We start from the raw sequence: 22,072 nt of genomic DNA on the forward strand, positions 1-22,072 counted from the left end.
GCCGCCGTCGTCATTCGGCCGCGGCGAGCAGCCGTGCCTCGCTCTCCTCGTACAGGCGCCGCTGCTCATGGCTGTCGGCGGCCCGGCGACGGTGGTCCAGGCGGCTGCCCAGCCAGCCCGCGAGGTAGCCGAACGGGATGGAGACCAGCCCGGTGGACTGCATGGGGAACAGGTCGAAGTCGGCATGCGGGAAGACGGCGGACGGCGCGCCCGAAACGGCCCTGGAGAAGACCATGAGCAGCAACGCGCAGGCCGCGCCGCCGTAGAGGGTGGCGAGCAGGCCGGTGCGGGTGAACCCGCGCCAGAACAGGGAGTAGGTGAGCGCGGGTGCCACCGCCGATGCCCCGATGCAGATGGCCAGCGTGGTCAGCACGCCGACGTCCCAGTTCTGCACCATGGCGGCGAGCCCGATGGCGACGATCCCCACGGCCACGCTCGTCCACGCCGCCACCGTCATCTCGGTGCGCGGCGCGGCCTGTCCCCGCCGCAGCGCATGGGCGAACAGGTCGTGGGCGAGTGACGAAGCCGCGGCCAGGGTCATCCCCGCGACGGACGACAGCAGGGTGATGAACACCATGCCTGCCACGGCCGAGTACAGGATCGTCGCGCCCGCGGAGCCGGGGGCCCCGCCGAGCACCTGGGGCAGCATGAGCACCGATGTTCTGCCGTGCGGGTCGGCGGCGGTGATGTACCGCGATCCCACCAGGGCCGCCGCGCCCGTCCCCATGACGATCACGAGCAGGCAGAACGTGGTGACCGTGCCGACCGCCCATGACATGGAGCGACGCACGGCCGGCACGTCCTTCGCCGAGTACAGGCGCATCGTGATGTGTGGCAGGCAGGCCACGCCGAGGATGACGGTGATCTGGAGACTGACGAAGTCCAGCCGGCCACCGGTGGAAGTGCCCAGCTGCAGGCCCTGCTCAAGGTAGGCGGGGCCCGCGCCGCTGCCGTGCTGGGCGGCCCTGAGGATGTCGCCGGGGCTCCAGTCGAAGCGCTTGAGCACGAGAGCGGCGACGACGATGCTGGTGCCGAGCAGGAGCACGATCTTGATCATCTGAATGAGCGCGGTGCCCCGCATACCTCCGATCGCGGCATAGATGATCATCAGAGTGCCGACGATGACGATGGACGCCGTCCTGGCGCCCGCCGCGTGCGGGATGTCGAGGATGAAGGTGAGCAGCGATCCGGCCCCGGAGAGCTGGACGACCAGGAAAGGCAGGGTGGCCGAGAGCGTCACCAGGCAGGCCGCGATACGCACGGCCCGTCCGGGCATGTTGCGGGCCAGGACATCGCCCATGGTGAACCTGCCCGCGTTGCGCAGGGGTTCGGCCAGCAGGAACATCAGCAGCACCAGGGACAGGGCGGTGCTGACCGCGAGGACGTAGCCGTCGTACCCGGTGAGCGCGATGATGCCGGTGGTGCTCAGCACCGTTGCGGCGGAGATGTAGTCGCCCGCGATCGCCAGGCCGTTCTTGAGCGGGGTGAGCGACAGGTAGCCGGTGTAGAAGTTCGCCAGGTCGTCGCGGTCCGGTCCCGCCATGACGCACATCAGCAGCGTGACGGTGACCAGCGTGGTGAACAGAACCAGGACGAGGGCCTGTGTCCCGGAGCTGAAGTCGTTCATCTCGCCGTCCCCGCGTTCCCGCCGGCGAGGGCCGCCCGCTGCCTGACGGCCCGGGCCAGCGGATCCACAGAGCGTTGTGCGCTGCGGCCGTACCAGAAGACCGCCGCGAAGGTGACGACGAGTTGGAGGACGCCCAAGGCCATGCCCAGACTCAGCTCTCCGGTGACCTTGGATCCCATCAGAGCGGGCGCGTAGCAGGACAGCACGACATACACCACGAAGGAGCCGAGCGCGGTGAGCGTGGAGGTCCTCCGGAGCAGGCGGTAGGCCGAGCGGAGGGCGGCGAGGTCGGCGTCGTCCCGATGGGTCTCGTGCGCGTAGGGGTGGTAGGGCGCGTCCCAAGGGGCTTGCCACCCGTACGCGTCGTATCGCGGGGCGTCGTGCCCGTACGACTCCGGCCATCCCGTAGGTGCTGAGGGTGGGTACCGGTTCTCGTCCGCGTATGTCATCGCCTGGCCTTCCACTGCGGCACGGATCCGTGCGGTGAACGGGAAAGGATGCTTCAGGCGGCGCACCATACCGACTGGTTGGAATGCCTGTAAGTCTGTCGTAGGTCACATTTCGGCCATGAGCCGACCGCACTCGCAGACCGTCTTACCCCTGCTCGTCGACGGCCATCTCACCCAGGAGCGACCAGTCGTCCTGCGGAACGTTCGCGTTCACGATGCGGGGTGTCTCGGCCAGATGGGGCGGCAAGGTCTGCTGCGCGGCCCTGAAGTGCGCCGACTGCACGTGCGCGGCGCCTGCTTCGTCATCGCGGAAGGCCTCGACCAGGACGTACTCCGTGGGGTCCGTCAGGCTTCGCGACCAGTCGAACCAGAGGCAGCCGGGCTCTCGGCGCGTGGCTTCGGTGAAGTCGGCGGTGATGTCCGGCCACCGGTCGGCATGCTCGGGACGGACTCGGAACTTGGCGGTGATGAAGATCATCAGCCTTCCTGTCTCCTTGTGATGCGTGGTGACAAGACCGTACGACGTCAGCCGCGCAGGGGCAGTTCACCCGCGCCAGGAAGAGCCCTGTGTGAGAGGGAAGCCGTGTCTTCCCTCTCAGGCAGGGTCAGTGGGTGGGATCGAGGAGGATCTTGCGCACGCCGTCGGAGCGGTCCGCGAACAGTTCGTACGCCGCCGGACCTTCGGAGAGGGCGAAGCGGTGGGAGACGACCACCTCCGGCTTGATCCGGCCGGCACGGGTCAGGGCGATCAGGGGAGGGAGTTCGTAGTGCACCGAGCACAGTCCGATGGCGAACTCCAGTTCCTTGACCTGCGCCAGCCCCATGTGGAAAGGGAACGCCTTGCTCTGGCTGACCCCGATGACGCTGACCCGGCCGGCCTGCCGGACGGCCTTGAGGGCGAGCTCGATGGTGGCGTCCGAGCCCACGGCCTCCACCACGGCGTCCGGCCCGCGTCCGCCGGTCATCTCCCGAATGGCCGTCCGTGCGTCCTCGCCCTCGACCGGCTCGACACCCAGGGTGGCGGCGAAAGCCCGGCGTTCCGCGACCAGGTCCGCGCCCAGCACCCGCGCGGCGCCCATCGCGAAGGCGCCCTGGGCGGCCATGAGGCCGACCGGACCGAGCCCGATGACCAGGACCGTCTCACCGGGCTGGATGCGGGCACGGCGGCAGCCGTACCAGGCCGTGGGGGCGTTGTCCGTCAGGACGACTGCGGCCTCGTCGGAGATGTCCTCGGGCAGGCGCACCAGATTGACATCGGCGTACGGCACCGCGAGGGCCTGGGCCTGGCTGCCCTGAAGCTGCGGGCTCACCCCGTAACAGAGTTCCGTGCTGGACTTGGCGCGCTCGCACCGGGCGGTGAATCCGGCCGCGCACGACCGGCACTCGGCACAGCCGACCGAGGCGGGCACCAGAACCCGGTCGCCGGGCTTGAACCGGGTGACCTGGTCGCCGGTGTCGGCCACCACACCGACGCACTCGTGTCCCGGTGTGTAGCCCAGGTCCGGGCTGAACGGGTTGCCGTGGTAGATGTGCAGGTCGCTGCCGCAGATACCGGCCGTGGTGACCTGGACGACCGCATCGGTGGGGTTGGTGACGGCGGGCTCGGGGACGTCCCCGTAGCGGATGTCGTGACGTCCGTGGTAGCTCAGTGCTTTCACCGGATTCCTCCCTCCCTCCGCCCGGTCAGTCCGCGATCTTCAGCACGAGCTTGCCGTGGTTCTCACCACGGAAGAGCCGCATCAGGGTGTCGGGGAACGCCGCCACGCCGCCGGACACCACGTCCTCCAGGGACTTCAGCCGGCCCTCTGCGCGCCATGCGGCCAGTTGCGCGATGCCCTCGGCGTACCGGTCGGCGTAGTCGAACACCACCATGCCCGTCATGGAGGCGCGGTTCACCAGCAGCGACAGGTAGTTGCCGGGGCCTTGCGGTGTGGTGCTGTTGTACTGGGAGATCGCGCCGCACACGACGATGCGGGCACCGCGCGCCAGCCGCAGCAGCACGGCGTCCAGAACCTCACCGCCGACGTTGTCGAAGTACACGTCGACGCCGTCGGGGGCGTGCTCGCGCAGCGCCTTGCGGATGTCCTCCTTCTGGTAGTCGATCGCGGCGTCGAAGCCGAACTCGTCGACCATCAGCCGGCACTTGGACTCGCCGCCGGCGATGCCGATGACCCGGCAGCCCAGGATCTTGGCGATCTGCCCGACGACGCTGCCGACCGCCCCCGCCGCGCCGGAGACGACGACGGTCTGACCGGGCTCGGGACGCCCGATGTCGATCAGGCCGAAGTAGGCCGTCAGGCCCGACATGCCGAGAGTGCCGAGATAGGTCGGCAAAGGGGCGGCCTCCGGGTCGACCTTGGTCACGTCGCGGCCGTCCGACACGCAGTACTCCTGCACGCCGAACGAGCCCGACACATGGTCGCCGACCGCGAACCCGGAATGCCGGGAGGCGATCACCCTTCCCACCGCGCCGGCGCGCATCACCTCGCCGATCTCCACCGGACGGATGTAGGACCGGCCCGCGTTCATCCAGCCGCGCATCGCCGGGTCGATCGACAGGCAGAGCACCTGCACCAGGAATTCCCCGTCGCCCGGCTCCCCGGCCGGCTCCTCGACGTGCTCCCAGTCGGTGGGCCGTGGCTCGCCCACAGGACGTGCGGCCAGACGCACCTGGTGGTTGATTCTGCTCATCTCCGGCGGCTCCTTCGACGGTCGCGTGGGATCGGCGGTCAGCGCGGCCGTTGCAGGCCCGCCGTCGTCGCGTACCGACCCCGTGCGCCTGACATACCGGCCGGTCGGTACGAGCGGTGAGCGTACGGTGCCGTCCCGTCGGAGGCAAGAGGGATCCGGTGCGGTGTGACCGATGACCGATACCGGTGACCGGTGGCCGGGTGAGACGGAGTGGGGGGTCTGCGGCGATCATCTCCTGCTGCGGTGCGAGCAGGGGCCGGCCCGGAGCACGGGCTCCGGGCCGGCCGTGGGGGAGGGCCGCGTCAGCCGGCGGCGGGGACGGGGTCGCGGTCCGTTCCCGCCGCTGCCTTCGGGCCGGTGTCCGCGGGCTTCTCACCGGGGACGGGGTCGGCCTGCGGCTCGGTGGTGTGTTCGGCCTCGGGGACCGAGGCGTACGGGACATCGCCGCGGAGGACCGCCTTGGCGCGGTCCTCGTCGAGCTGTCCCTCCCACTTGGCCACCGCCAGGGTGGCGACACCGTTCCCGATCACGCTGGTCAGGGCGCGGGCCTCGGACATGAAGCGGTCGATGCCGAAGATGAGGGCCAGGGCGGCGACGGGGACGTGCGGAACGGCGCTGAGGGTGGCGGCCAGGGCGATGAAGCCGGAGCCGGTGACGCCGGCGGCGCCCTTGGAGGTGAGCAGCATGACGGCGAGCATCGTCAGTTGCTGAGTGAGGCTGAGGTCGATGCCGAGGGCTTGGGCGAGGAAGACCGAGCCCATGGTCAGGTAGATCGCGGTGCCGTCGAGGTTGAAGGAGTACCCGGCGGGCAGTGTGATGCCGACGACCGGCTTGGAGGCGCCCGCGTGCTGGAGTTTGGCCATCATGCGCGGCAGCACCGGCTCGCTGGACGAGGTGCCCAGGACGATCAGCAGTTCCTCCTTGATGTAGCGGAGGAAGGGCAGCAGACGCAGGCCGTTGATGCGCATGACCGTACCGAGGACGACCAGGACGAAGAACAGGGCGGTGAGCCAGAAGGAGCCGACCAGCAGGGAGAGGTGGCGCAGGGTGTCCAGACCGTAGCTGCCGATCGTGAAGGCCATGGAGCCGAAGGCGCCGATCGGGGCCAGCCGCATGACCCAGCGGATGAGCGTGAACAGGACCTTGGACAGCTTCTCGACGCCGTGGGTGATCCCCGCACCCGCCTCGCCGGCGGCGTTCAGCCCGAAGCCGAACAGGACCGAGATCAGCAGCACCGGCAGGATCTCATGGCCGGTCAGCGCGCTGGGCAGCGTGTCCGGAATGATGGAGAGGACGAACGCGGAGACGCTCTCGTGGCTCTGGGTCGCCTCCGGCGGCAGGCCCTCGGTGGAGAGGGTGGAGGGGTCGACGTGCAGTCCGCTGCCGGGCTTGACGATGTTGACGACGACCAGGCCGATCACCATGGCGACGGTCGTCAGGACCTCGAAGTAGATCAGCGCCTTGAGGCTGACCCGGCCGACGGCACGCGCGTTGCCCATGGAGGCGATGCCGTGGACGACGGTACAGAAGATGACCGGCGCGATCATCATGCGCACCAGGGCGATGAACCCGTCGCCCAGGGGTTTCAGATCGGCTCCGAACGACGGCCACAGCCAGCCGACCGCAGCCCCGGCGAGAACGCCTATCAGGCACTGGACGTAGAGCAGGGACAGTGCGCGGCGGATGCGGCCGGGCGGCGCGGCGACGGGACCCGGGGCGGCGTCGTTGCGGCTCATGCGGGGCGTCCTTCCAGGACGGGAACGAGGAGTTCGGCTCGGGCGATGCGGCGGGCGGCGCGGTGCAGCAGCACCGTGGGGGAAGTGCCGTCCGCCGTGGGTACGGCTCGGGCGGTGATGACACCGGCCGGGGTGCCCAGGCGGAGCGTGCCGTCGGCGGTCTGCCGGGCTACGCGGTGGGCGAGGGTGCCGGGGGTGGCGGCCGCGGTGGCCAGGGCGACGGCCGAGGTGAGGCCGATCGCCGGGTGGGGGGCGTGCATGGAGACCATGCGTACGGCCAGGTCGTAGTCGTCCTCTCCGACCGGGGTGCCGTCGGAGGTGCGGTAGGGGGCGGGCCGGGCGACCACGCCGACCTTCGGCACGGCGTGGCTGACGGGATCGTGCTCCCTGGCCAGGCCCATGGCAAGGGCGGCCTGACGGCGCAGCACGGTGAGCGCGGGCAAGGCCGCGGCGAACTCGGCCAGGGACTCGGTGCCCTGCAGACCGAACGCCTTGGCCTCGAACAGCGCGGCCGGGGCTCCGGCGTCGACCAGAGACGCCTCGACCCGGCCGGTCGGTCCGCTCAGGGTGTCCAGGGCGCGGCCGGTCGGCAGGGTACGACCCGTCGTCGAACCCGCCGGGTCCTCGAAGCCGAGCAGGACCGGCACACCGAGTGCGGCGGTGCCGGGCACCGCGGCCGTGCCCTCGTCGGGAGCCGTACGCCCCGGGGTGGGGATGGTGCCGGTGAGCCGGGCCCCGGTGTTGACGTTGCGCATCCGCACCGTGGTGGACTCCGACGTGACCGGTACCAGACCGTTGTGGACGGCGTAGAGGGCGACGGCGGTGGCGCAGTTGCCGCAGTTGCTGGCCCACTCCACGCGCTCGTCACCGATGCCGACCTGTGCGAAGGCGTACTCGACGTCGACGCCCGGCTCGGCCGACGTCCGGACGATCGCGGCCTTGGAGGTGGTGGAGGAGGCACCGCCGACGCCGTCGATCTGGCGGGGGTCGGCGGCGTTGTAGGCGGCGAGCAGCAGGGTGTCGGCGTCCACGCCGGTCGCGGCCACCTCGTGGTGGTCGAAGATCCAGCACTTGCTCGTACCGCCGCGGATCATCTCGCCCTGCAGACGCAACACAACAGACTCCTCATGGCAACCCCGACGGCACTTCCGTGCGGGGTGCGATCCACACTGGGCTCGGCGAGCGTGAAGTACAATCTCGGAAATCTGCACAGCTATTAAGCTGTGGTTAACGCTGCAGCTAGTGCTGGAGGTGCTGTGGTGCTGGACGTCCGGCGCATCCTGCTCTTCACCGAAGTCGCCCGCCGAGGCTCGGTCACCGCGACCGCGCGGGCCCTCAACTACACGCCGTCAGCCGTGTCCCAGCAGGTCAGCCGCCTGGAAGCGGAGGCCGGGCAGCCGCTGTTGGAACGTCATGCGCGGGGCGTCACGCTCACCGACGCGGGCCGCGCCCTGGCCGAACGCGGGGAGCGGATCGAGCGCGAACTGACGGCCGCGGAGAACGAGCTCGCCGACTTCGCGGGACTGCGCGCGGGCACTCTCCGGGTCGGAACCTTTCCCACCGTCGGCGCCTCCCTCCTCCCGCGGGCCGTGATCGCCTTCCGGGAAGCGCACCCCGAGGTGCGGCTGACCGTGCGCAGCGCCCGCATCGCGGGCCTGTGGGCGATGCTGGAGAACCGCGAGATCGAGATGTCCCTGATGTGGGACTACGACTGGAACCGCATCGACCGCGAGGACATCGTCGTCGCCCCACTCGCCGACGACCCGCCGGCCCTCCTCGTCAGCAAGGACCACCCCCTCGCCGGCCGCTCTTCGGCCGCCCTCGCCGATTTCGCGGACGACCCCTGGATCACCCGTGCCGACCACCACCCGGTGGCCGAGGCCCTCGCCCGCAGTTGTCACGCGGCCGGTTTTGAACCGCAGATCGCCTACGAGGCACATGACTACCAGGAGGCCCAGGCCATGGTCGCCGCGGGTATCGGCGTCGCCCTCGCGCCCACCCTGGCCCTTGAAGGCACCCGGGCCGGCGTCAGCGTCCTGCCCCTCCAGCCCCCCGCCCCCGTACGCCGCATCCTCCTGGTCCGCATGAGCGACCGCGTCCTGACGCCCGCCGCCCAGGCCTTCGCGGGGTTCCTGCGCGACGCCGCCTCGGCCGGCACGGCGTCATGAGCGCCGCACGGGAGCCCGGAGGCGGGCCCCACCGCGAGGGCGGCTACCGGGTGCCGCTCAACGCGGACTGACCGCCCACCAGGAGCTGCGCGGCCGCCAGCTGCGCGTACAGCCGGTCCTGGGCCACCAGTTCCTCATGGGTGCCCACCGACCGGACCCGGCCGGCGTCCATGACGACGATCCGGTCGGCGCCTGTCACCGTGGACAGGCGGTGGGCCACCACCAGCACGGTGGTCTGCCGGGCCACCTCCGCGACGACGTCCCGCAGCGCCGGCTCGTTGACCGCGTCGAGCTGCGAGGTCGCCTCGTCCAACAGCAGCAGCCGGGGCCGCCGCAACAGGGCGCGGGCGATCGCGATGCGCTGCCGCTCGCCGCCCGACAGCTTCGAGCCGCGGTGTCCGACCGGGGTGTCCAGGCCGTGGGGCAGGCGCTCGACGAGGGTGTCGAGCTTCGTCCGGGCCAGGACGTCGCGGATGTCGTCGTCCGTTGCCCCGGGCGCGGCGAAGACCAGGTTCTCGCGCAGCGTGCCGGCCAGCACAGGAGCGTCCTGCTCCACGTACCCGATGGCAGACCGCAGCTCGGACAATGACCAGTCCTGTACGTCCTTGCCGTCGACCAGGACCCGGCCGCCGGTGGCCTCGTAGAACCGCTCGATGAGCGCGAACACGGTCGACTTGCCGGCACCGGAGGGGCCGACGAGGGCCGTCGTCCCGGTGCCCGGTACCTCGAAGCTCACCTGCTGGTGGATGTACGGCAGGCCCGGACGGTAGCGGAAGGACACGTCCTCGAAGCGGACCGACGCCGGGCCCGGCACTGCTGCCCGCTGCCTGGGCAGGGCGCTCTTCTGCCGGGCGGTCGGCTCCGTCGACAGGCGTTCCACCTGCGCGATCCGGGAGATCGCGGCCGCCCCCTCCTGATAGTGGGACACGGCGTCGACCAGCTTGGACACCGGCTCGATCAGGTAGAAGAGGTACAGCAGGAAGGCGATGAGGGTGGACACGGGGATGTCCCCGGAGGCTACTCGCGCCCCGCCGACCGCGAGCATCGCGAGGAAGGCCAGCTGTACGGCGAGTTCGTCCGTCGAGCCTGCCACGGCCTCCCACTTCGCGCTCTTCACGCCGTGCCGCCACGCCCGTCGTGCCGCCGCCTCCACCCGGGCGGTCTCCCGCTCCTCGGCACCGGACACCTTCACCGTGCGAAACGCACCGAAGGCCCGCTCCAGCGCGACGGAGATCTCCCCGACCGCCTCCTGCGAGCGTTCGGCGGCGCGGGCGATTCTCGGCATCACCAGCGCGGCGGCCCCGCCGACCAGCACGATCACGCCGAGCGTCACACCCGGCAGCACGACGTCGAGGAACGCCATCATCACGATCGCTGATCGTGGGCGCGACGGTGGCGATGGACCGCCTGCCGCGACTGCGCCGCCTGGCCACACCGGTCGTCGCCGTGGGCACCATGTCCCTGACCGCCTACGTCGGCCACTTCGTGATACAGGGCTGGTTGCCCGGGCTCGGCGCGACCTACGACGAGGAGTCCTGGGTGACGCTGCTCATGTTCGTCCTCGGGGCGATCGTGTTCGCCGGGATCTGGTCCCGCTTCTTCCGCCGCGGACCCCTGGAGTACCTGCTCAACGCCGCCACCAAGCCGGCGAAGCACATCCGATGAGGCCCGGCCGGGGTGGCTCGGCCGCCCCGGTCAGCGGTGTTCACCTGCCTCGACCGGCCGGCATCAGACGCTGAGTGCGGTGCGCAAGGTGGTTGCCATCATGTCGATGGCGGCCTTCCCCGCCGGTACCGGACCGGTGTGGGTGAAGTAGTGATCGACTCCCTCGAAGACTCGGTGGATGACCGGAACGCCGGCGGCTTCCAGAGCCTTGGCGTAGGCGTCGCCCTCCTCGCGCAGGCGGTCGTTCTCCGCGGTGATGACCAGGGCGGGAGGGAGCCCGACGAGATCATCGGCCAGTGCGGGCGAGGCAAGGGGGTCGGCACGGTGGGCGGGGTCGGGGACGTAGGCGGCCGTGAAGACCCGCATGAGCTGCGGGCTGAGCAGCGGCTTGGCGATGAGGGACTGCTTGGTGGCAGGGTCGGCGAGCTGATCGAGCGGAGCGGAGTCGATGATCTGGAGCCGGGGCGAGAAGGTTCCGCGGTCTCGGGCCATGCGGCAGACCGCGGCCGTCAGGTTGGCGCCGGCGCTGTGTCCGCCCACGGCAAGGCGCGAGCCGTCCCAGCCGCCCGTGGGACCGTTCTCGGCGACCCACGCGGTGACGTCGTACGCCTGGGTGACGGGCACCGGAAACCGCCTCTGCGGGGCGACGGCATAGTCCACGTTGATCACGACGCAGCCGGCCGTGGCGGCTATGTAACGGCAGATGTGGTCGTCCTGCTCCGGGCGGGCGACCACGAAACCGCCGCCGTGGAAGTTGACGTACACGGGGGCAGGAGTTCCGGTGCCGGCCGGCGGCCGGTAGACCGTGCAGGGCACCGGGCCGGCGCCGGTCTCCACCAGGAGGGCTTCGGTCCGCTTCGGGATGTCCGCGAAGCGCAGGTCCTTGTGGACCCGCGACATCATCCGACCGAGCAGCAGTTGGATCCCTCTGGCCTGGATCCCGGGACTCAAGAACATGCCTCGGCCACCCTTCGCTACAACTTTAAATTAACAGGATTCCTGATAATGGGCGCTCGGTCCTCTTCGCGCAATAGGCAGACACGATGCCGGTGCGGATGCACGCAGCTGGCTTTGTCGGTTAGCTGCGGGGCGGCAGGATAGCGTGCGGGCATGGCGATGACGGGGAAGCGGCGGGTCCTGTACCGGCAGGGCACTGGGTTCTGGCGGATGACGGCGAAGTGGGTTCTGGTCTTCGGGGCCCTGTACCTGTTGGACGGCGGGCTGCTCCGGTCGTGGGGCGACGCTCTGGTCTGGCCGGTGATCGGGATCCTGCTGTGGGTGCCGTTCGGGATCGGCGTCGTCTGGTATCCGAAGAAGGACCAGCGCGTCGAGCTGACGGCGGGTGAACTGCGTGTACGGCGTAAGCGACTGCCGATGGAAGAGGTGAACCTGCTGCACGTGGCGCGGCTGTGGCTGGAGGGGCGGTCGACCGCGGACGACCAGCCGGTGCTGGAATGGACACGGTTCGACCGGGTGGTGTGGGTGCCGCTGCGGGACGGCCGGGCGTTCGGCGTGGAGTTTCGCGACCCGGCCGCGTTCGCCAAGAGTTTCGGCGCCTTCGCAGTCGCGGCGTGCGGCGGGCCGGAAATCGTCCGCGCGAGGGCCGCAGCGGCAACCTACCCGGAGCCACGCCCGATGCGGGCCCGCCCCGCCGGCGACGGCTCCTGGCCGGACTTCCTGGACATCTTCAGCTGAGAGCCGGACAGGCACGGCACGGGGCGGCGGTTCGCCAGGGCCGCGGAGGCGTGGCGCCTGGCCGCCGAGCCGTCACCCGCCTGTGAACGTGGCCATGTGGCAGGGGTGGTCGGCGGCAGCGGAATCTCATCCAGCCGCAGCCACCGCTCCTGGCCGTCTTCGTCAGAAAGCAGGGATGGCTCCAACTGGCCTGCATCCGATGGCGAACAACAGCGACAACGAGGTTCCACACTGCAGGCCGCCAGGACGTATCGGCAGTCAGATCGCATGGGTGGTCATACGGCCGCATGGATGTCATCGCCCATCTTCCTCGATCCGGGCTCAGCCGATTTGTTGGTCGACTGGGAGGCCGCCGCCGTGACCACTGTCGCGCTGATACGCGCCGAGGCCGGTCGCGAACCCCGTGACCGTGCCCTGCGCGAGCTCATCGGCGAACTGTCCACGCTCAGCACCCGGCTCCGCACCCAGTGGGCCGCACACCCCCTCCGCATCCGCCACCACGGCATCAAGCGGCTGCAGCACCCCGACGTCGGACGACTGGAGCTGGCGTACCGATCCATGGATCTGCCGCTGTCCGACCGCGCCGTGTACGACCTGACTGTCTATACCGCCGAGCCCGGCACCTCCTCGCCAGTTGGTGATCGCCGCGGCGGCCTCCCTCGGATGGCTTACGGTGCCCCTGGCGAAGTGGACGGGGCATGCGGCTACGCGCCGCCGGCCAGTGGACAAGGCAGGGAAGCGTGACGTCACAGCGCGGCAATCAGTCGGCGGTAACCGCCCGGGGCCGTACGGCGGCCGGTCGGGCTCCGGGGCCGCGTGCGGTGGAGATCCGGAACGCCGCCCTCGTCCTGTTCGCCGAGCGAGGGTACGCCGCCACCACGATGGCCGACATCGGCGAAGCGGTGGGGATGCGCGGGCCGAGTCTGTACAAGCACGTCGGGTCCAAGCAGGAACTGCTCACCCAGATCATGACGGGCACGATGGACGACCTGCTGCGGAACCATCGCGCTGCCGTCGCGGGCTGTGAGGACGTGGTGGAGCGGCTGCGCCTGGCCGCCGAGGCTCACGTTCGCTGCCACGCCCGGCACCGCCTCGAAGCGTCGACGGCGAGCCCGGCCACCACCGGCATGGGCCCCGCACGAGCGGCGGGGCCCACGGCGTCAACGGGTCAGCAGCTGGAGTTGGTCTGGGTGAGCAGGCCCAGCCGCCACGGCAGGCTGTTGTAGTCACCGCCGGCGTTGGGATCCTTGCCCTGGTACAGGTACTGCAGCTTGCAGGCCGGGATCGTGAGCGTCTGGTCGTTGCCCGCGCGGATCATCTCGCCGTGACTGATGTCCCGGGTCCAGGTACCGGCGGGGAACGTCACGTTGCTCGACTTGGCGAAGGGGTTGCCCTCGGACGCGGCCAGCGGTGACCACGAGCCGGCGAGGCTGTTCGAGGTCCAGGAGCGGAAGTAGCGCCTGCCGTCCGAGGCGATGGCCTCGACGAGCAGCAGATACTGGTTACTGCCCTGCACCTTGTAGACGTTGCTCGCCTCGAACATGGCGTACTTGGAGTCCCGCGCCGCGATGACGGTGTTGGTGAAGCCGTTCGGGAACTGGCCGACGGTCGTCTGGGAGCGGTACAGGTGCCCGTTGTCGTCGGACGAGAACAGGTAGCAGTTGGCGCTGTCGCAGATCACCCACATGTCGACCCAGAAGCCGTTGCCGATGTTCTGCTTGATGATGTCCGGCATCGACGAGTAGAAGTTGCGCGGGGCGCTCCACCCGTTCGGATTGCTGATGTCGGGGTTGGTGGAGTACGAGGCGTTGCCCGTCTGGTAGACGAGGTACCACAGGCGCTGCGGCGCGTAGTAGAAGACCTGCGGCGCGGCCCGGTACCCGGCGCCGATGGCGGTGCGGTCGAGATAGTGGTGCGTGGCCGAATTCGCCTGCGACCAGTCACTGAAGTTCAGGTACACCAGGTTGTACCCGGAGGAGCTCGCGGTGCTCGCGAACACGTGGTACTTGCCGTTGTGGTAGACGACCGACGGGTCCTTGATCCCGGCGATCCTGTGGGTCGCGTCCGGCTTGGGGGAGATCAGGGATCCGCTCGAGTTCCAGCGGAAGGAGGAGGGGAGTGCCGCGGCGGACCGGGCCGAGCGGGTGTCAGGCCGCTGTGCCGGGGCGGACCGGGCTGAACGGGTGTCGGGCCGCTGTGCCGCGGCCCTGCCACCCAGCGCGGTGAGCGTTGCCTGATAGGCGGGCTTCTTGTTGCCGTTGCGGTCGAACAGCAGCGGGTTCTCCCCGCTGCGCCAGGAGTCGCTGTCGCGGATGCCCCAGACGGTGATGCCGGTGCAGCGCGCCACGTTCATGCAGGCCCTGACCGTGTTCGCGTACGCGTTCGGCGGCGCCTGCGCGATGTCCAGCTCGGTGATCTGGACGTCCACGCCGAGCGCGGCGAAGTTCGACAGCGTCGTCTGGAAGCTGCCGGGGGGACCGCCGGCGCCGAAGTGGGACTGGAGGCCGACGCAGTCGATGGGCACGCCGCGGGCCTTGAAGTCGCGGACCATGCGGTAGACGCCCTGGGTCTTGGCGTCGTTCCAGTTCTCGATGTTGTAGTCGTTGTAGCAGAGCTTGGCCGCCGGGTCGGCCGACCGCGCGGTGCGGAAGGCCTGCTCGAGGAAGCCGGTGCCCAGGACGTCCCGGAAGACCGAGCCGCGCAGCTGGCCGCTGCCTCCGTCGGCGAAGGCCTCGTTGACCACGTCCCAGGAGTGGATCCGGCCCTTGTAGCGGTTCATCACCGTGGTGATGTGGTTGTTCATCACGCCGCGCAGCGTGTTCGCGTCCCTGATGCCCTTGACCCAGTCGGGCAACTGGGAGTGCCACACCAGCGTGTGGCCCCGCACGCGCTGTCCGCGGGCCGTCGCGCCGTTCACGATCTGGTCGGCGGCGCCGAAGGTGAACTGTCCGCGGGACCGCTCGGTCGCGTCCCACTTCATCTCGTTCTCGGGTGTGACCGAGTTGAACTCGCGGCCCAGGATGCCGGTGTACGTGCCGTCGCCGAGCCTTCCGGCGGCCACGGCGGCCCCGAAGTACCGCCCGGACTGGGCCGCTTGAGCCCCGAGCGTGGAGGCCCGGACGCCGCCGGGCGCGTCGGGTGCGGCGGTGGCGGCACCGGGCGTCACCAGGGCGCCCAAGGCCAGCAGGGATAACACCGACGCTCGGCGACGGCCGAGCCGTTTCAGCGGGTTCATGGTTCTCCTCGTGTTGGCGGGGGGTTGGGTGGTGCGATCGGTGGGATCGGGTCAGGGCGTGGACAGCTCGAACCGCGGGACGCGGACCGCGCCGCCGAGCGCCTTGGTGGCGTGGTTGAAGAGGGCGAATCGGTAGCCCATGAAGAACCGCCAGTCGTTGCCCATGGAGAAGGAGGGGCCGAGGCGGGTGAAGTTGGTGCCGTCGGTGCTGTAGGAGAAGGTGCCGGGGCGTGCCGCTCCGGGGCGGATGTCCGCGCTCGCGCGCAGCCAGATCCGGCCGCCGGAGACGGGCGCGCTCGCGACCTCGGTGCCGGTGCCGGTGGTGTTCCAGTTGCCGTCCATGGTCAGCCCGTTGACCATCACCACCCGTGTCGCGCCGCCGTCGCGCTTGACGCCGATCCAGGCGGAGGAGTCACGCAGCAGCGCGAGTCCGGCCCGGTCTCCGTCCCGCATCGCCGAGAAGTCGAGCAGGGCCGTCGCGGTGGAGGTGGGGCCCTGGATGCGGTGCGTGAGGGTGTTGCGAGCCCAGTACAGGTCGTTGGTGACGGTCGCGGTCCGCAGGGTCAGCCCGTTGTCGACGGACCACTTGGTGTTGTCCGGGTTGTGGTTCCACTCCCACCTCGGCTTGAGGCGCGTGCCGTCGAAGGTGTCGACGCCGGTCATGGGGGCGACCTGGCGGGGCGGAGTGGGCACGGCCGGACTGGGATACGAGGTGCCCCAGGCGCCGTTCACCAGTTGCACGACGGGCCAGCCGTCCGGAGTCCAGGTGACCGGCGCCAGGGCAGGCATCCGGCCGCCGGGGTACGCGTCGACGAAGGCCATGTAGTACCAGGCGCCGCTCTGCGTCTGGACCAGCCCGCCCTGGTGCGGGACGCCGCCGCCGGGGATCGGCCCGCGCAGGTCGAGCAGGACCTGCCGCATCGTGTAGGGGCCGAAGGGGCCGCTGGACGACTTCAGGATGTACTGGCCGTTGGCCGGTCGGGTCAGGAAGATGTAGTACTGCCCGTTGATCTTGTAGAAGCGGGAGCCCTCCAGGGTGCCGACGCTCGACGGTGTGCTGAACACCTGCTGCGTGCGGACCTGGGTGCGCCCGTCGCGGGACAGCTGGGCCACGCTGATGGTGGTGTTCCCGTACGCCACGTAGAGGGTGTCGTCGGTGTCGACGAGCAGTCCCGCGTCGTAGTAGGGAGTGCTGATCGTCGTGAGCCGGTTCCACGGGCCCTCGACGTCGGTGGCGGTGTAGACGTACGTCCTGGCGAAGTCGATCTGGCCGAGCCAGTAGAAGGTCCTGTTGCTCGGCCGGTAGGCCAGCGACGACGCCCAGATGCCCCGGACGTAGCCACGGGCGCCGTTCAGGTCGTACTTGGCGCCGAAGTCGAGGACGGGCACCGAGTGACCGGCGATCTCCCAGTTCACCAGGTCGTACGAACGCAGGACAGGGGCGCCCGGCGAGTAGTGCATCGTGGAGGCGGAGGCGTAGTAGGTGGCGCCGACGCGGATGACGTCGATGTCCGCGAAGTCCTGCCAGATGACCGGGTTGGTGTACGCCGGGGCGGCCGCGGCGGTCCGGGAGGCTGCGGCCGGCGGCAGGAGGGTACCGGCGACCAGGCCGGTGCCGGTGGTCAGTACCCGGCGGCGCCCCATGGGTTGACGAGGGCATGACATATCCATGTGTCGCTCCCTCTGCGGTGTTCGAGATGGCGGACGGTTGTCGACTGATGAGCATCCTGGATGCTAGGAGGTTCAGAGCTCCCGTCAATACGTCTCGCATGATTCGTTCAACTCTCCGAAATTTTCGCCGACTCGATGTCTGCGCGGAGGGTGCCGGGAGGAATCCCGCACGGTCGGCGGAGTTGACAAGCCCGGCCACCCCCCTAGTATCCGTGGCGTCCACGATCGAAAGCAGGTCGAAATTTCGAATGACCTGAAATGTCATGCACCTGCCGAAGATGGGCTGCAGTGCAGGAGCCATCCCCTGTCTCGTGCCGACCTGCCGACGAAAGGAACCCACGGTGCCCAGACGATCAGGCAGACGACTGCTCCGTCTCCTCGCCGCCGCCGCGCTGACCATCACCGCGTCGGTGACGGCCTCCGCTTCCTCCACCGCCTCGGCCGCACCCGGCAGCCCGGCACTCACCCCGCCCCTGGGCTGGAACAGCTGGAACAGCTTCGGGTGCGGGATCACCGAGGCTCAGGTCCGCCAGGCCGCCGACGCGATGGTGTCCTCCGGCATGAAGGACGCCGGCTACCGGTACGTGGTGGTCGACGACTGCTGGTTCGACCCCCAGCGCGACGCGGCGGGCAACCTGCGCGCCAACCCCACCAAGTTCCCCAGCGGAATGAAGGCCCTCGGGGACTACATCCACAGCAAGGGCCTGAAATTCGGGATCTACCAGGTGCCGGGCGAACGCACCTGTGCGCAGACCAGCGGCGCCTATCCCGGCTCGACGGGCAGCAAGGGTCACGAGACCCAGGACGCCAACACCTTCGCCTCATGGGGCGTCGACTACCTCAAGTACGACTGGTGCTCCTCCAGCGGCACCCGTGACGAGCAGGTCGCGCGCTTCAAACTCATGCGCGACGCCCTGCGTGCCACCGGGCGGCCGATCGTCTACAGCATCAACCCCAACAGCTTCCACGCCATCACCGGCGCCACGTACAACTGGGGCGAGGTCGCCGACCTGTGGCGGACGACCGAGGACCTGCTCGACATCTGGCAGAACGGCAACACCAACAGCTACCCGATGGGCGTCGGCAACGTCCTGGACGTCACCGCACCGCTGGCAGCGCAGTCCGGCCCAGGACACTGGAACGACCCCGACATGCTGGTCGTCGGCCGCCCCGGCCTGTCCCTGACCGAGTCCCGCTCCCACTTCGCCCTCTGGGCACTTCTGAGCGCACCGCTCATGGCCGGCAACGACATCCGCACCATGTCCGCCGACGTGAGCGCGATCCTGCGCAACCCCCGCCTGCTCGCGGTGAACCAGGATGCGCTGGGTGCGGGCGGGCGCAGGGTCCGCGACGACGGCAACACCGAAGTGTTCGCCAAACCCCTGTCCGACGGTTCGGTCGCGGTGGGCCTGTTCAACCGGGGCGGCGGCACGGCGACGGTCACCACGACAGCGGCGCAAGTCGGCCTGTCCGGCGGGTCGTTCAGCCTCACCGACCTGTGGACCGGCGGTACGTCGAACACCTCCGGCCAGATCTCGGCGAGCGTCCCCGCGCACGGCGTGGCCGTGTTCCGCGTGAGCGGGGGCAGCCCGCTGGCCGCCACCACCTCCCGGCTGCGCGGCACCGCCTCCGGCCGCTGCATGGACGTCGACAACGCCTCCACCGCCGCCGGAGCCAGTGTGCTGCTCTGGGACTGCCACACGGCTGCCAACCAACTGTGGACCACCTGGGCCGGCGGCGAGATCCGCGTCTTCGGCGACAAGTGCCTCGACGCCTACAACCAGGGCACCACCAACGGCACCCGGGTCATCACCTGGCCCTGCAACGGCCAGAACAACCAGAAATGGACCATCGGCTCCGACGGGACGATCCGCAACGCCCACGCCGGCCTCTGCCTCGACCTCAACGGGGCCGGCACTGCCAACGGGACCCCGCTGGTCCTGTGGACCTGCAACGGCCAGGCCGGCCAGAAGTGGACCCGCGCGTGAGGGACCGCTGTTTCAGAAGGGGACTGGCATGAAGGGGAGTTGCATGATGACAAGGGCAAGGTCCCTCTCATGGCCCGCCGTGGTCGCGGTGCTGGTCGTCCTGAGCCTGGGCGGCACGGCACTGGGAGCCGGCCAGGGCGAGAACACGCCACGCCCGGCCTCCGGCCCCGCCGCCGCGAGCCCCGGATGCGGCAAGGCCCCCACCCTGACGAGCGGTACGCACACGATCCGGAGCAACGGCAAGAACCGCAGCTTCATCCTGCAGATCCCGGAGGGTTATGACCGCGACCATGCCTACCGGCTGGTCCTCGGGTTCCACTGGTGGGGCGGCACCTCCACCGACGTCGCCACGGGCCGCACCGTGGAAACGGGCACCTGGGCCTACTACGGGCTCCAGCGGCTGGCGAACAACAGCGCCATCTTCATATCGCCCCAAGGCCTCGACAACGGCTGGGCCAACTCCGGCGGGGAAGACGTCACCTTCGTCGACGACATGATCAAGCGGATCGAAGCGGACCTGTGCGTGGACACGACCCAGCGCTTCGCTCTGGGATTCAGCTACGGCGCCGCCATGTCGTACGCGCTCGCGTGTTCCCGGGCGACGGTCTTCCGCGCGGTCGCGGTCCAGAGCGGCGGGCAGCTCAGCGGATGCAGCGGTGGCACCCAGCCCATCGCCTACCTCGGCGTGCACGGCCTCCGGGACAACGTCCTCGGCATCTCCGGCGGACGGGCGATGCGGGACAGGTTCGTCAGGAACAACGGCTGCACCGCCCAGAACCCGCCGGAGCCGGCGCAGGGCAGCCTGACGCACCGGATCACCACCTACTCGGGCTGCTCGGCCGGACATCCGGTCGCCTGGGCCGCGTTCGACGAAGGACACATCGCCGCGCCGCAGGACGGAGCCCCGGGTGACAGCGGCAGGACGTGGCTGCCGGCAGAGGTGTGGAAGTTCTTCACGCAGTTCCGGACCTCCGATCCGTCGCCGGGGACGGCGACCTGCCGGGTCACGGACACCGTCACCGCCTGGAACACCGGCATGACCTCGAACATCACCATCACCAACACCGGCACCAGCGCGATCGACGGCTGGTCCCTGGCCTTCACCCTGCCCGACGGGCAGACCATCACCTCCGGCTGGAACGCGGACTACTCGCCCGCCTCCGGCACAGTGACCGCCAGGAACGTGTCCCACAACACCACGATCGCCCCCGGCACGTCGGTCGGTATCGGATTCCAGGCCGCCCACAACGGCGATACGGCCACGCCCCGGTCCTTCACCCTCAACGGCACCGCCTGCGCCGTCACCTGACCGGCAAGGCGCTCCGGCGCGCAGAGACGCCGGTGCCCTGGTTGCCGGGGAGGTGGCAACCAGGGCGACGGCGGGTCGGTCAGGAGATGGGCGGGACGTGAGTGCCGGTGACCGAGTCCCCGGACTTCTTGACGTGGTACATGACCTTCTTGCCGCTGTAGAAGTTGAAGGTCAGGGTCACCAGTTCGCCGTCGCGCAGCGACTTCAGGAACTCGGGCTGCAGGATGATGGCGCCGTTCGGGTAGTCCGGCGAGAAGGTCGCGTTGAACTCCTGGTACACGGTCCAGTCCTTCGGGCCGGCGTTGCTGCCGTCGCCGTACCTGGCCTCCATGGCCGCCAGCACGTCACCCTTGTACTGCGTGGGGATCGTGAGCGCGTCGGTGTTGCCCGTGGCGTCGGACAGCACCGGCTCGTCGTAGGTGACCACCTCGATCTGCCAGGGCAGTCCGCGGGAGAACCGGGCCTGGAGCGTGGCGTTCACCCCGTAGTCGCGGTCGCCCGACAGCCGGGTCAGCGCGCCGGCCGAGAGGATGAGCCGCGTCTTGTCGAAGAGGGTGTAGTCCCGTCCCTCGACCAGCTTGGTCTCACCGTGCCACAGACCCCGGAACGTGGTCCCGTTCAGATTCAGGGTGACCCCCTTGGCCGTGATCGGCTCCTTCTTCTCCAGGAAGACCTTGTCGAAGGAGGCCGTTGCCGAACGGATGGTCCAGCTGGACTTGATCCAGGCCATCAGCGCGGGGTCCGTCCACTTCAGGGTCTCCCGGTTCAGGTAGGCCCAGGTTCCGGGGTCCCACAGCGCGGTGGTGACTCCGGCGAGCCGCGTCGCGTGTCCGACGTGCTCGTAGTACTTCAGTGCCTCGCCCCGCTCGACGCGGGAAGGATGGTTGTGGTCGGGGTAGCCGAGCAGGCCCAACTCACCGACGTAGACGGGGATGCCCCTGGCGACGAAGGTGTCGCGCATGCGGGCGAAGGCGTCGTTGAGGTCGCTCTGGGCGGCTTCGTCGTAGTGGGTGCCGCCCGCGATGTTCACGCTGAACGGGTACCAGCTGTAGTAGTGCACGGTGGCGACCAGGTTGCTGTCGTGCAGCGACTTGATCGTGGTGTACAGGTCGTCCATGAGCACCTGGGACGGGGTGCCGCCCTGTGTGGTCAGGACGAGCAGGCGGCCCTTGTTCCCGCCGCCCGAAGCGCGGACGATCTTGTGGAACGAGGTGTTCAGCTCGTTCATGAGCTGGGTCTTCTGCGCGGCCGTGGCGTCGTCGAAGCCCGGCTCGTTGACGCTCTCGAAGAGCAGGGTGCGCGGCTCGTCCCGGAACGCGGCGGAGATCTGGGTCCACAGGGCGTCGTAGCGGGCGAGCACCTTGTCGTGGTCGGAGGAGATCTTCGAGATCCACTGCCATGAGTCGTGGTGGACGTTGAGCACGACGTAGAGGTTCTCGGCCTGCGCCCAGTCGACCACCTGCTTGACGCGGTTCACATACGCGTCGTCGACGGCGTAGGGCGCGGTGGCGGACTGGTGTGCGCTCCAGGTCACCGGGATGCGGACGCTGCGGAAGCCCTCCGCCCGGAGGGTCTTGAACAGTTCCCTGCCGGCCTTGGGGTTGCCCCAGGACGTCTCGTCGGGAATCGCGTCCAGGGTGTTGCCCAGGTTCCAGCTGGGCTGCATCGCGGCGACGGCGTCCATGGCGCGGGCCGGAACCTTGACCGTGGAGCCTGCCTGCTGTGCCGTGGCGCCGGGCGAGGCGAGCGCGGTGCTGCCGGACAGGCCCAGGACGACGAGCAGTGCCATCAGCAGGCCGGCCAGGCGGCCGGGGCCGCGTCTGCGGTGGTGTGCGGGT

Annotated in this window: 17 protein-coding genes and 2 pseudogenes; 7 read left to right on the forward strand and 12 right to left on the reverse strand. The window is 69.7% G+C overall.

Annotated elements, in window-relative coordinates; genetic code table 11:
- Positions 1-10: 10 nt before the first annotated feature.
- The 7 genes from QF034_RS37420 to QF034_RS37450 all read right to left on the reverse strand — a co-directional run bounded on the left by QF034_RS37420 (position 11) and on the right by QF034_RS37450 (position 7,618).
- Positions 11-1,627 (reverse strand): sodium/solute symporter, encoded by a 1,617-nt coding sequence (locus QF034_RS37420; protein ID WP_307179090.1) that lies wholly within the window; start codon positions 1,625-1,627, stop codon positions 11-13.
- Positions 1,624-2,076, reverse strand: coding sequence for a DUF485 domain-containing protein (locus tag QF034_RS37425; protein WP_307179091.1), 453 nt, complete (start codon positions 2,074-2,076; stop codon positions 1,624-1,626). Before QF034_RS37425 ends, QF034_RS37420 begins: the two co-directional genes overlap by 4 nt.
- Before the next feature lie 145 nt (positions 2,077-2,221).
- Positions 2,222-2,554: a putative quinol monooxygenase gene (locus QF034_RS37430; RefSeq protein WP_020273848.1), complete on the reverse strand. Its 333-nt coding sequence runs from the start codon at positions 2,552-2,554 to the stop codon at positions 2,222-2,224.
- Between the two features lie 127 nt (positions 2,555-2,681).
- A complete protein-coding gene (locus QF034_RS37435; protein WP_307179092.1) occupies positions 2,682-3,734 on the reverse strand; it encodes an alcohol dehydrogenase catalytic domain-containing protein in 1,053 nt (350 codons plus the stop codon).
- A 25-nt stretch (positions 3,735-3,759) separates the two neighbouring features.
- A complete protein-coding gene (locus QF034_RS37440; protein ID WP_307179093.1) occupies positions 3,760-4,767 on the reverse strand; it encodes an NADP-dependent oxidoreductase in 1,008 nt (335 codons plus the stop codon).
- Positions 4,768-5,069: 302 nt separating this feature from the next.
- Positions 5,070-6,503: a C4-dicarboxylate transporter DctA gene (gene dctA, locus QF034_RS37445; protein ID WP_307179094.1), complete on the reverse strand. Its 1,434-nt coding sequence runs from the start codon at positions 6,501-6,503 to the stop codon at positions 5,070-5,072.
- Positions 6,500-7,618 (reverse strand): PrpF domain-containing protein, encoded by a 1,119-nt coding sequence (locus QF034_RS37450; RefSeq protein WP_307179095.1) that lies wholly within the window; start codon positions 7,616-7,618, stop codon positions 6,500-6,502. The genes dctA and QF034_RS37450 overlap by 4 nt, the downstream gene beginning before the upstream one ends.
- Before the next feature lie 144 nt (positions 7,619-7,762).
- Here QF034_RS37450 and QF034_RS37455 point away from each other — a divergent pair, with 144 nt between their 5' ends.
- The gene (locus QF034_RS37455) at positions 7,763-8,671 is read left to right on the forward strand and encodes a LysR family transcriptional regulator (protein WP_307179096.1); all 909 of its coding nucleotides are present in this window, start codon (positions 7,763-7,765) and stop codon (positions 8,669-8,671) included.
- Between the two features lie 43 nt (positions 8,672-8,714).
- Here the strand turns inward: QF034_RS37455 and QF034_RS37460 are convergent.
- Positions 8,715-10,049, reverse strand: a pseudogene (locus tag QF034_RS37460) (ABC transporter ATP-binding protein); the annotation flags it as partial.
- Between QF034_RS37460 and QF034_RS37465 the strand changes: the two are divergent.
- Positions 10,046-10,336: pseudogene (locus QF034_RS37465) on the forward strand (DUF418 domain-containing protein); the annotation flags it as partial. The pseudogenes QF034_RS37460 and QF034_RS37465 overlap by 4 nt on opposite strands.
- A gap of 63 nt (positions 10,337-10,399) precedes the next feature.
- Here the strand turns inward: QF034_RS37465 and QF034_RS37470 are convergent.
- Entirely contained in the window at positions 10,400-11,293 is an 894-nt protein-coding gene (locus QF034_RS37470) for an alpha/beta hydrolase (RefSeq protein ID WP_307179097.1), read from the reverse strand.
- A gap of 153 nt (positions 11,294-11,446) precedes the next feature.
- On the opposite strand from QF034_RS37470, the gene QF034_RS37475 reads away from it, so the two are divergent.
- The 3 genes from QF034_RS37475 to QF034_RS37485 all read left to right on the forward strand — a co-directional run bounded on the left by QF034_RS37475 (position 11,447) and on the right by QF034_RS37485 (position 13,257).
- Positions 11,447-12,031: a hypothetical protein gene (locus QF034_RS37475; RefSeq protein ID WP_307179098.1), complete on the forward strand. Its 585-nt coding sequence runs from the start codon at positions 11,447-11,449 to the stop codon at positions 12,029-12,031.
- 291 nt (positions 12,032-12,322) lie between these two features.
- Positions 12,323-12,775, forward strand: a complete 453-nt coding sequence (locus QF034_RS37480; RefSeq protein ID WP_307179099.1) for an MmyB family transcriptional regulator — start codon at positions 12,323-12,325, stop codon at positions 12,773-12,775.
- Positions 12,776-12,852: 77 nt separating this feature from the next.
- A complete protein-coding gene (locus QF034_RS37485) occupies positions 12,853-13,257 on the forward strand; it encodes a TetR/AcrR family transcriptional regulator (protein WP_307179100.1) in 405 nt (134 codons plus the stop codon).
- On the opposite strand, the gene QF034_RS37490 is transcribed toward QF034_RS37485, so the two are convergent.
- Together QF034_RS37490 and QF034_RS37495 are read right to left on the reverse strand one after the other, a co-directional pair.
- Positions 13,200-15,266: a glycoside hydrolase gene (locus QF034_RS37490; RefSeq protein ID WP_307179101.1), complete on the reverse strand. Its 2,067-nt coding sequence runs from the start codon at positions 15,264-15,266 to the stop codon at positions 13,200-13,202. The two genes, QF034_RS37485 and QF034_RS37490, sit on opposite strands and share 58 nt — an antisense overlap.
- Before the next feature lie 51 nt (positions 15,267-15,317).
- On the reverse strand, positions 15,318-16,931 hold the full coding sequence (locus QF034_RS37495; RefSeq protein WP_503167809.1) for a glycoside hydrolase family 43 protein: 1,614 nt from the start codon (positions 16,929-16,931) through the stop codon (positions 15,318-15,320).
- Between the two features lie 347 nt (positions 16,932-17,278).
- Here QF034_RS37495 and QF034_RS37500 point away from each other — a divergent pair, with 347 nt between their 5' ends.
- Both QF034_RS37500 and QF034_RS37505 read left to right on the forward strand, forming a co-directional pair.
- Positions 17,279-18,925, forward strand: coding sequence for a glycoside hydrolase family 27 protein (locus tag QF034_RS37500; protein WP_307179103.1), 1,647 nt, complete (start codon positions 17,279-17,281; stop codon positions 18,923-18,925).
- 43 nt (positions 18,926-18,968) lie between these two features.
- A complete protein-coding gene (locus QF034_RS37505) occupies positions 18,969-20,234 on the forward strand; it encodes a CE1 family esterase (protein ID WP_307179104.1) in 1,266 nt (421 codons plus the stop codon).
- A gap of 79 nt (positions 20,235-20,313) precedes the next feature.
- Here the strand turns inward: QF034_RS37505 and QF034_RS37510 are convergent, their stop codons facing one another.
- Positions 20,314-22,023, reverse strand: coding sequence for a cellulase family glycosylhydrolase (locus QF034_RS37510; RefSeq protein ID WP_307180071.1), 1,710 nt, complete (start codon positions 22,021-22,023; stop codon positions 20,314-20,316).
- Positions 22,024-22,072 lie beyond the last annotated feature (49 nt).

Source organism: Streptomyces africanus, from assembly GCF_030816955.1.
Taxonomy (GTDB): Bacteria; Actinomycetota; Actinomycetes; order Streptomycetales; family Streptomycetaceae; genus Streptomyces; species Streptomyces africanus.

Excerpts from the sequence above, each read along its gene's own strand:
- QF034_RS37420 (WP_307179090.1), bottom strand. The coding sequence starts at position 1,627 with ATGAACGACTTCAGCTCCGGGACACAGGCCCTCGTCCTGGTTCTGTTC.
- QF034_RS37425 (WP_307179091.1), bottom strand. The coding sequence starts at position 2,076 with ATGACATACGCGGACGAGAACCGGTACCCACCCTCAGCACCTACGGGA.
- QF034_RS37430 (WP_020273848.1), bottom strand. The coding sequence starts at position 2,554 with ATGATCTTCATCACCGCCAAGTTCCGAGTCCGTCCCGAGCATGCCGAC.
- QF034_RS37440 (WP_307179093.1), bottom strand. The coding sequence starts at position 4,767 with ATGAGCAGAATCAACCACCAGGTGCGTCTGGCCGCACGTCCTGTGGGC.
- dctA (WP_307179094.1), bottom strand. The coding sequence starts at position 6,503 with ATGAGCCGCAACGACGCCGCCCCGGGTCCCGTCGCCGCGCCGCCCGGC.
- QF034_RS37470 (WP_307179097.1), bottom strand. The coding sequence starts at position 11,293 with ATGTTCTTGAGTCCCGGGATCCAGGCCAGAGGGATCCAACTGCTGCTC.
- QF034_RS37475 (WP_307179098.1), top strand. The coding sequence starts at position 11,447 with ATGGCGATGACGGGGAAGCGGCGGGTCCTGTACCGGCAGGGCACTGGG.
- QF034_RS37480 (WP_307179099.1), top strand. The coding sequence starts at position 12,323 with ATGTCATCGCCCATCTTCCTCGATCCGGGCTCAGCCGATTTGTTGGTC.
- QF034_RS37490 (WP_307179101.1), bottom strand. The coding sequence starts at position 15,266 with ATGAACCCGCTGAAACGGCTCGGCCGTCGCCGAGCGTCGGTGTTATCC.
- QF034_RS37495 (WP_503167809.1), bottom strand. The coding sequence starts at position 16,931 with ATGTCATGCCCTCGTCAACCCATGGGGCGCCGCCGGGTACTGACCACC.
- QF034_RS37505 (WP_307179104.1), top strand. The coding sequence starts at position 18,969 with ATGATGACAAGGGCAAGGTCCCTCTCATGGCCCGCCGTGGTCGCGGTG.
- QF034_RS37510 (WP_307180071.1), bottom strand. The coding sequence starts at position 22,023 with ATGGCACTGCTCGTCGTCCTGGGCCTGTCCGGCAGCACCGCGCTCGCC.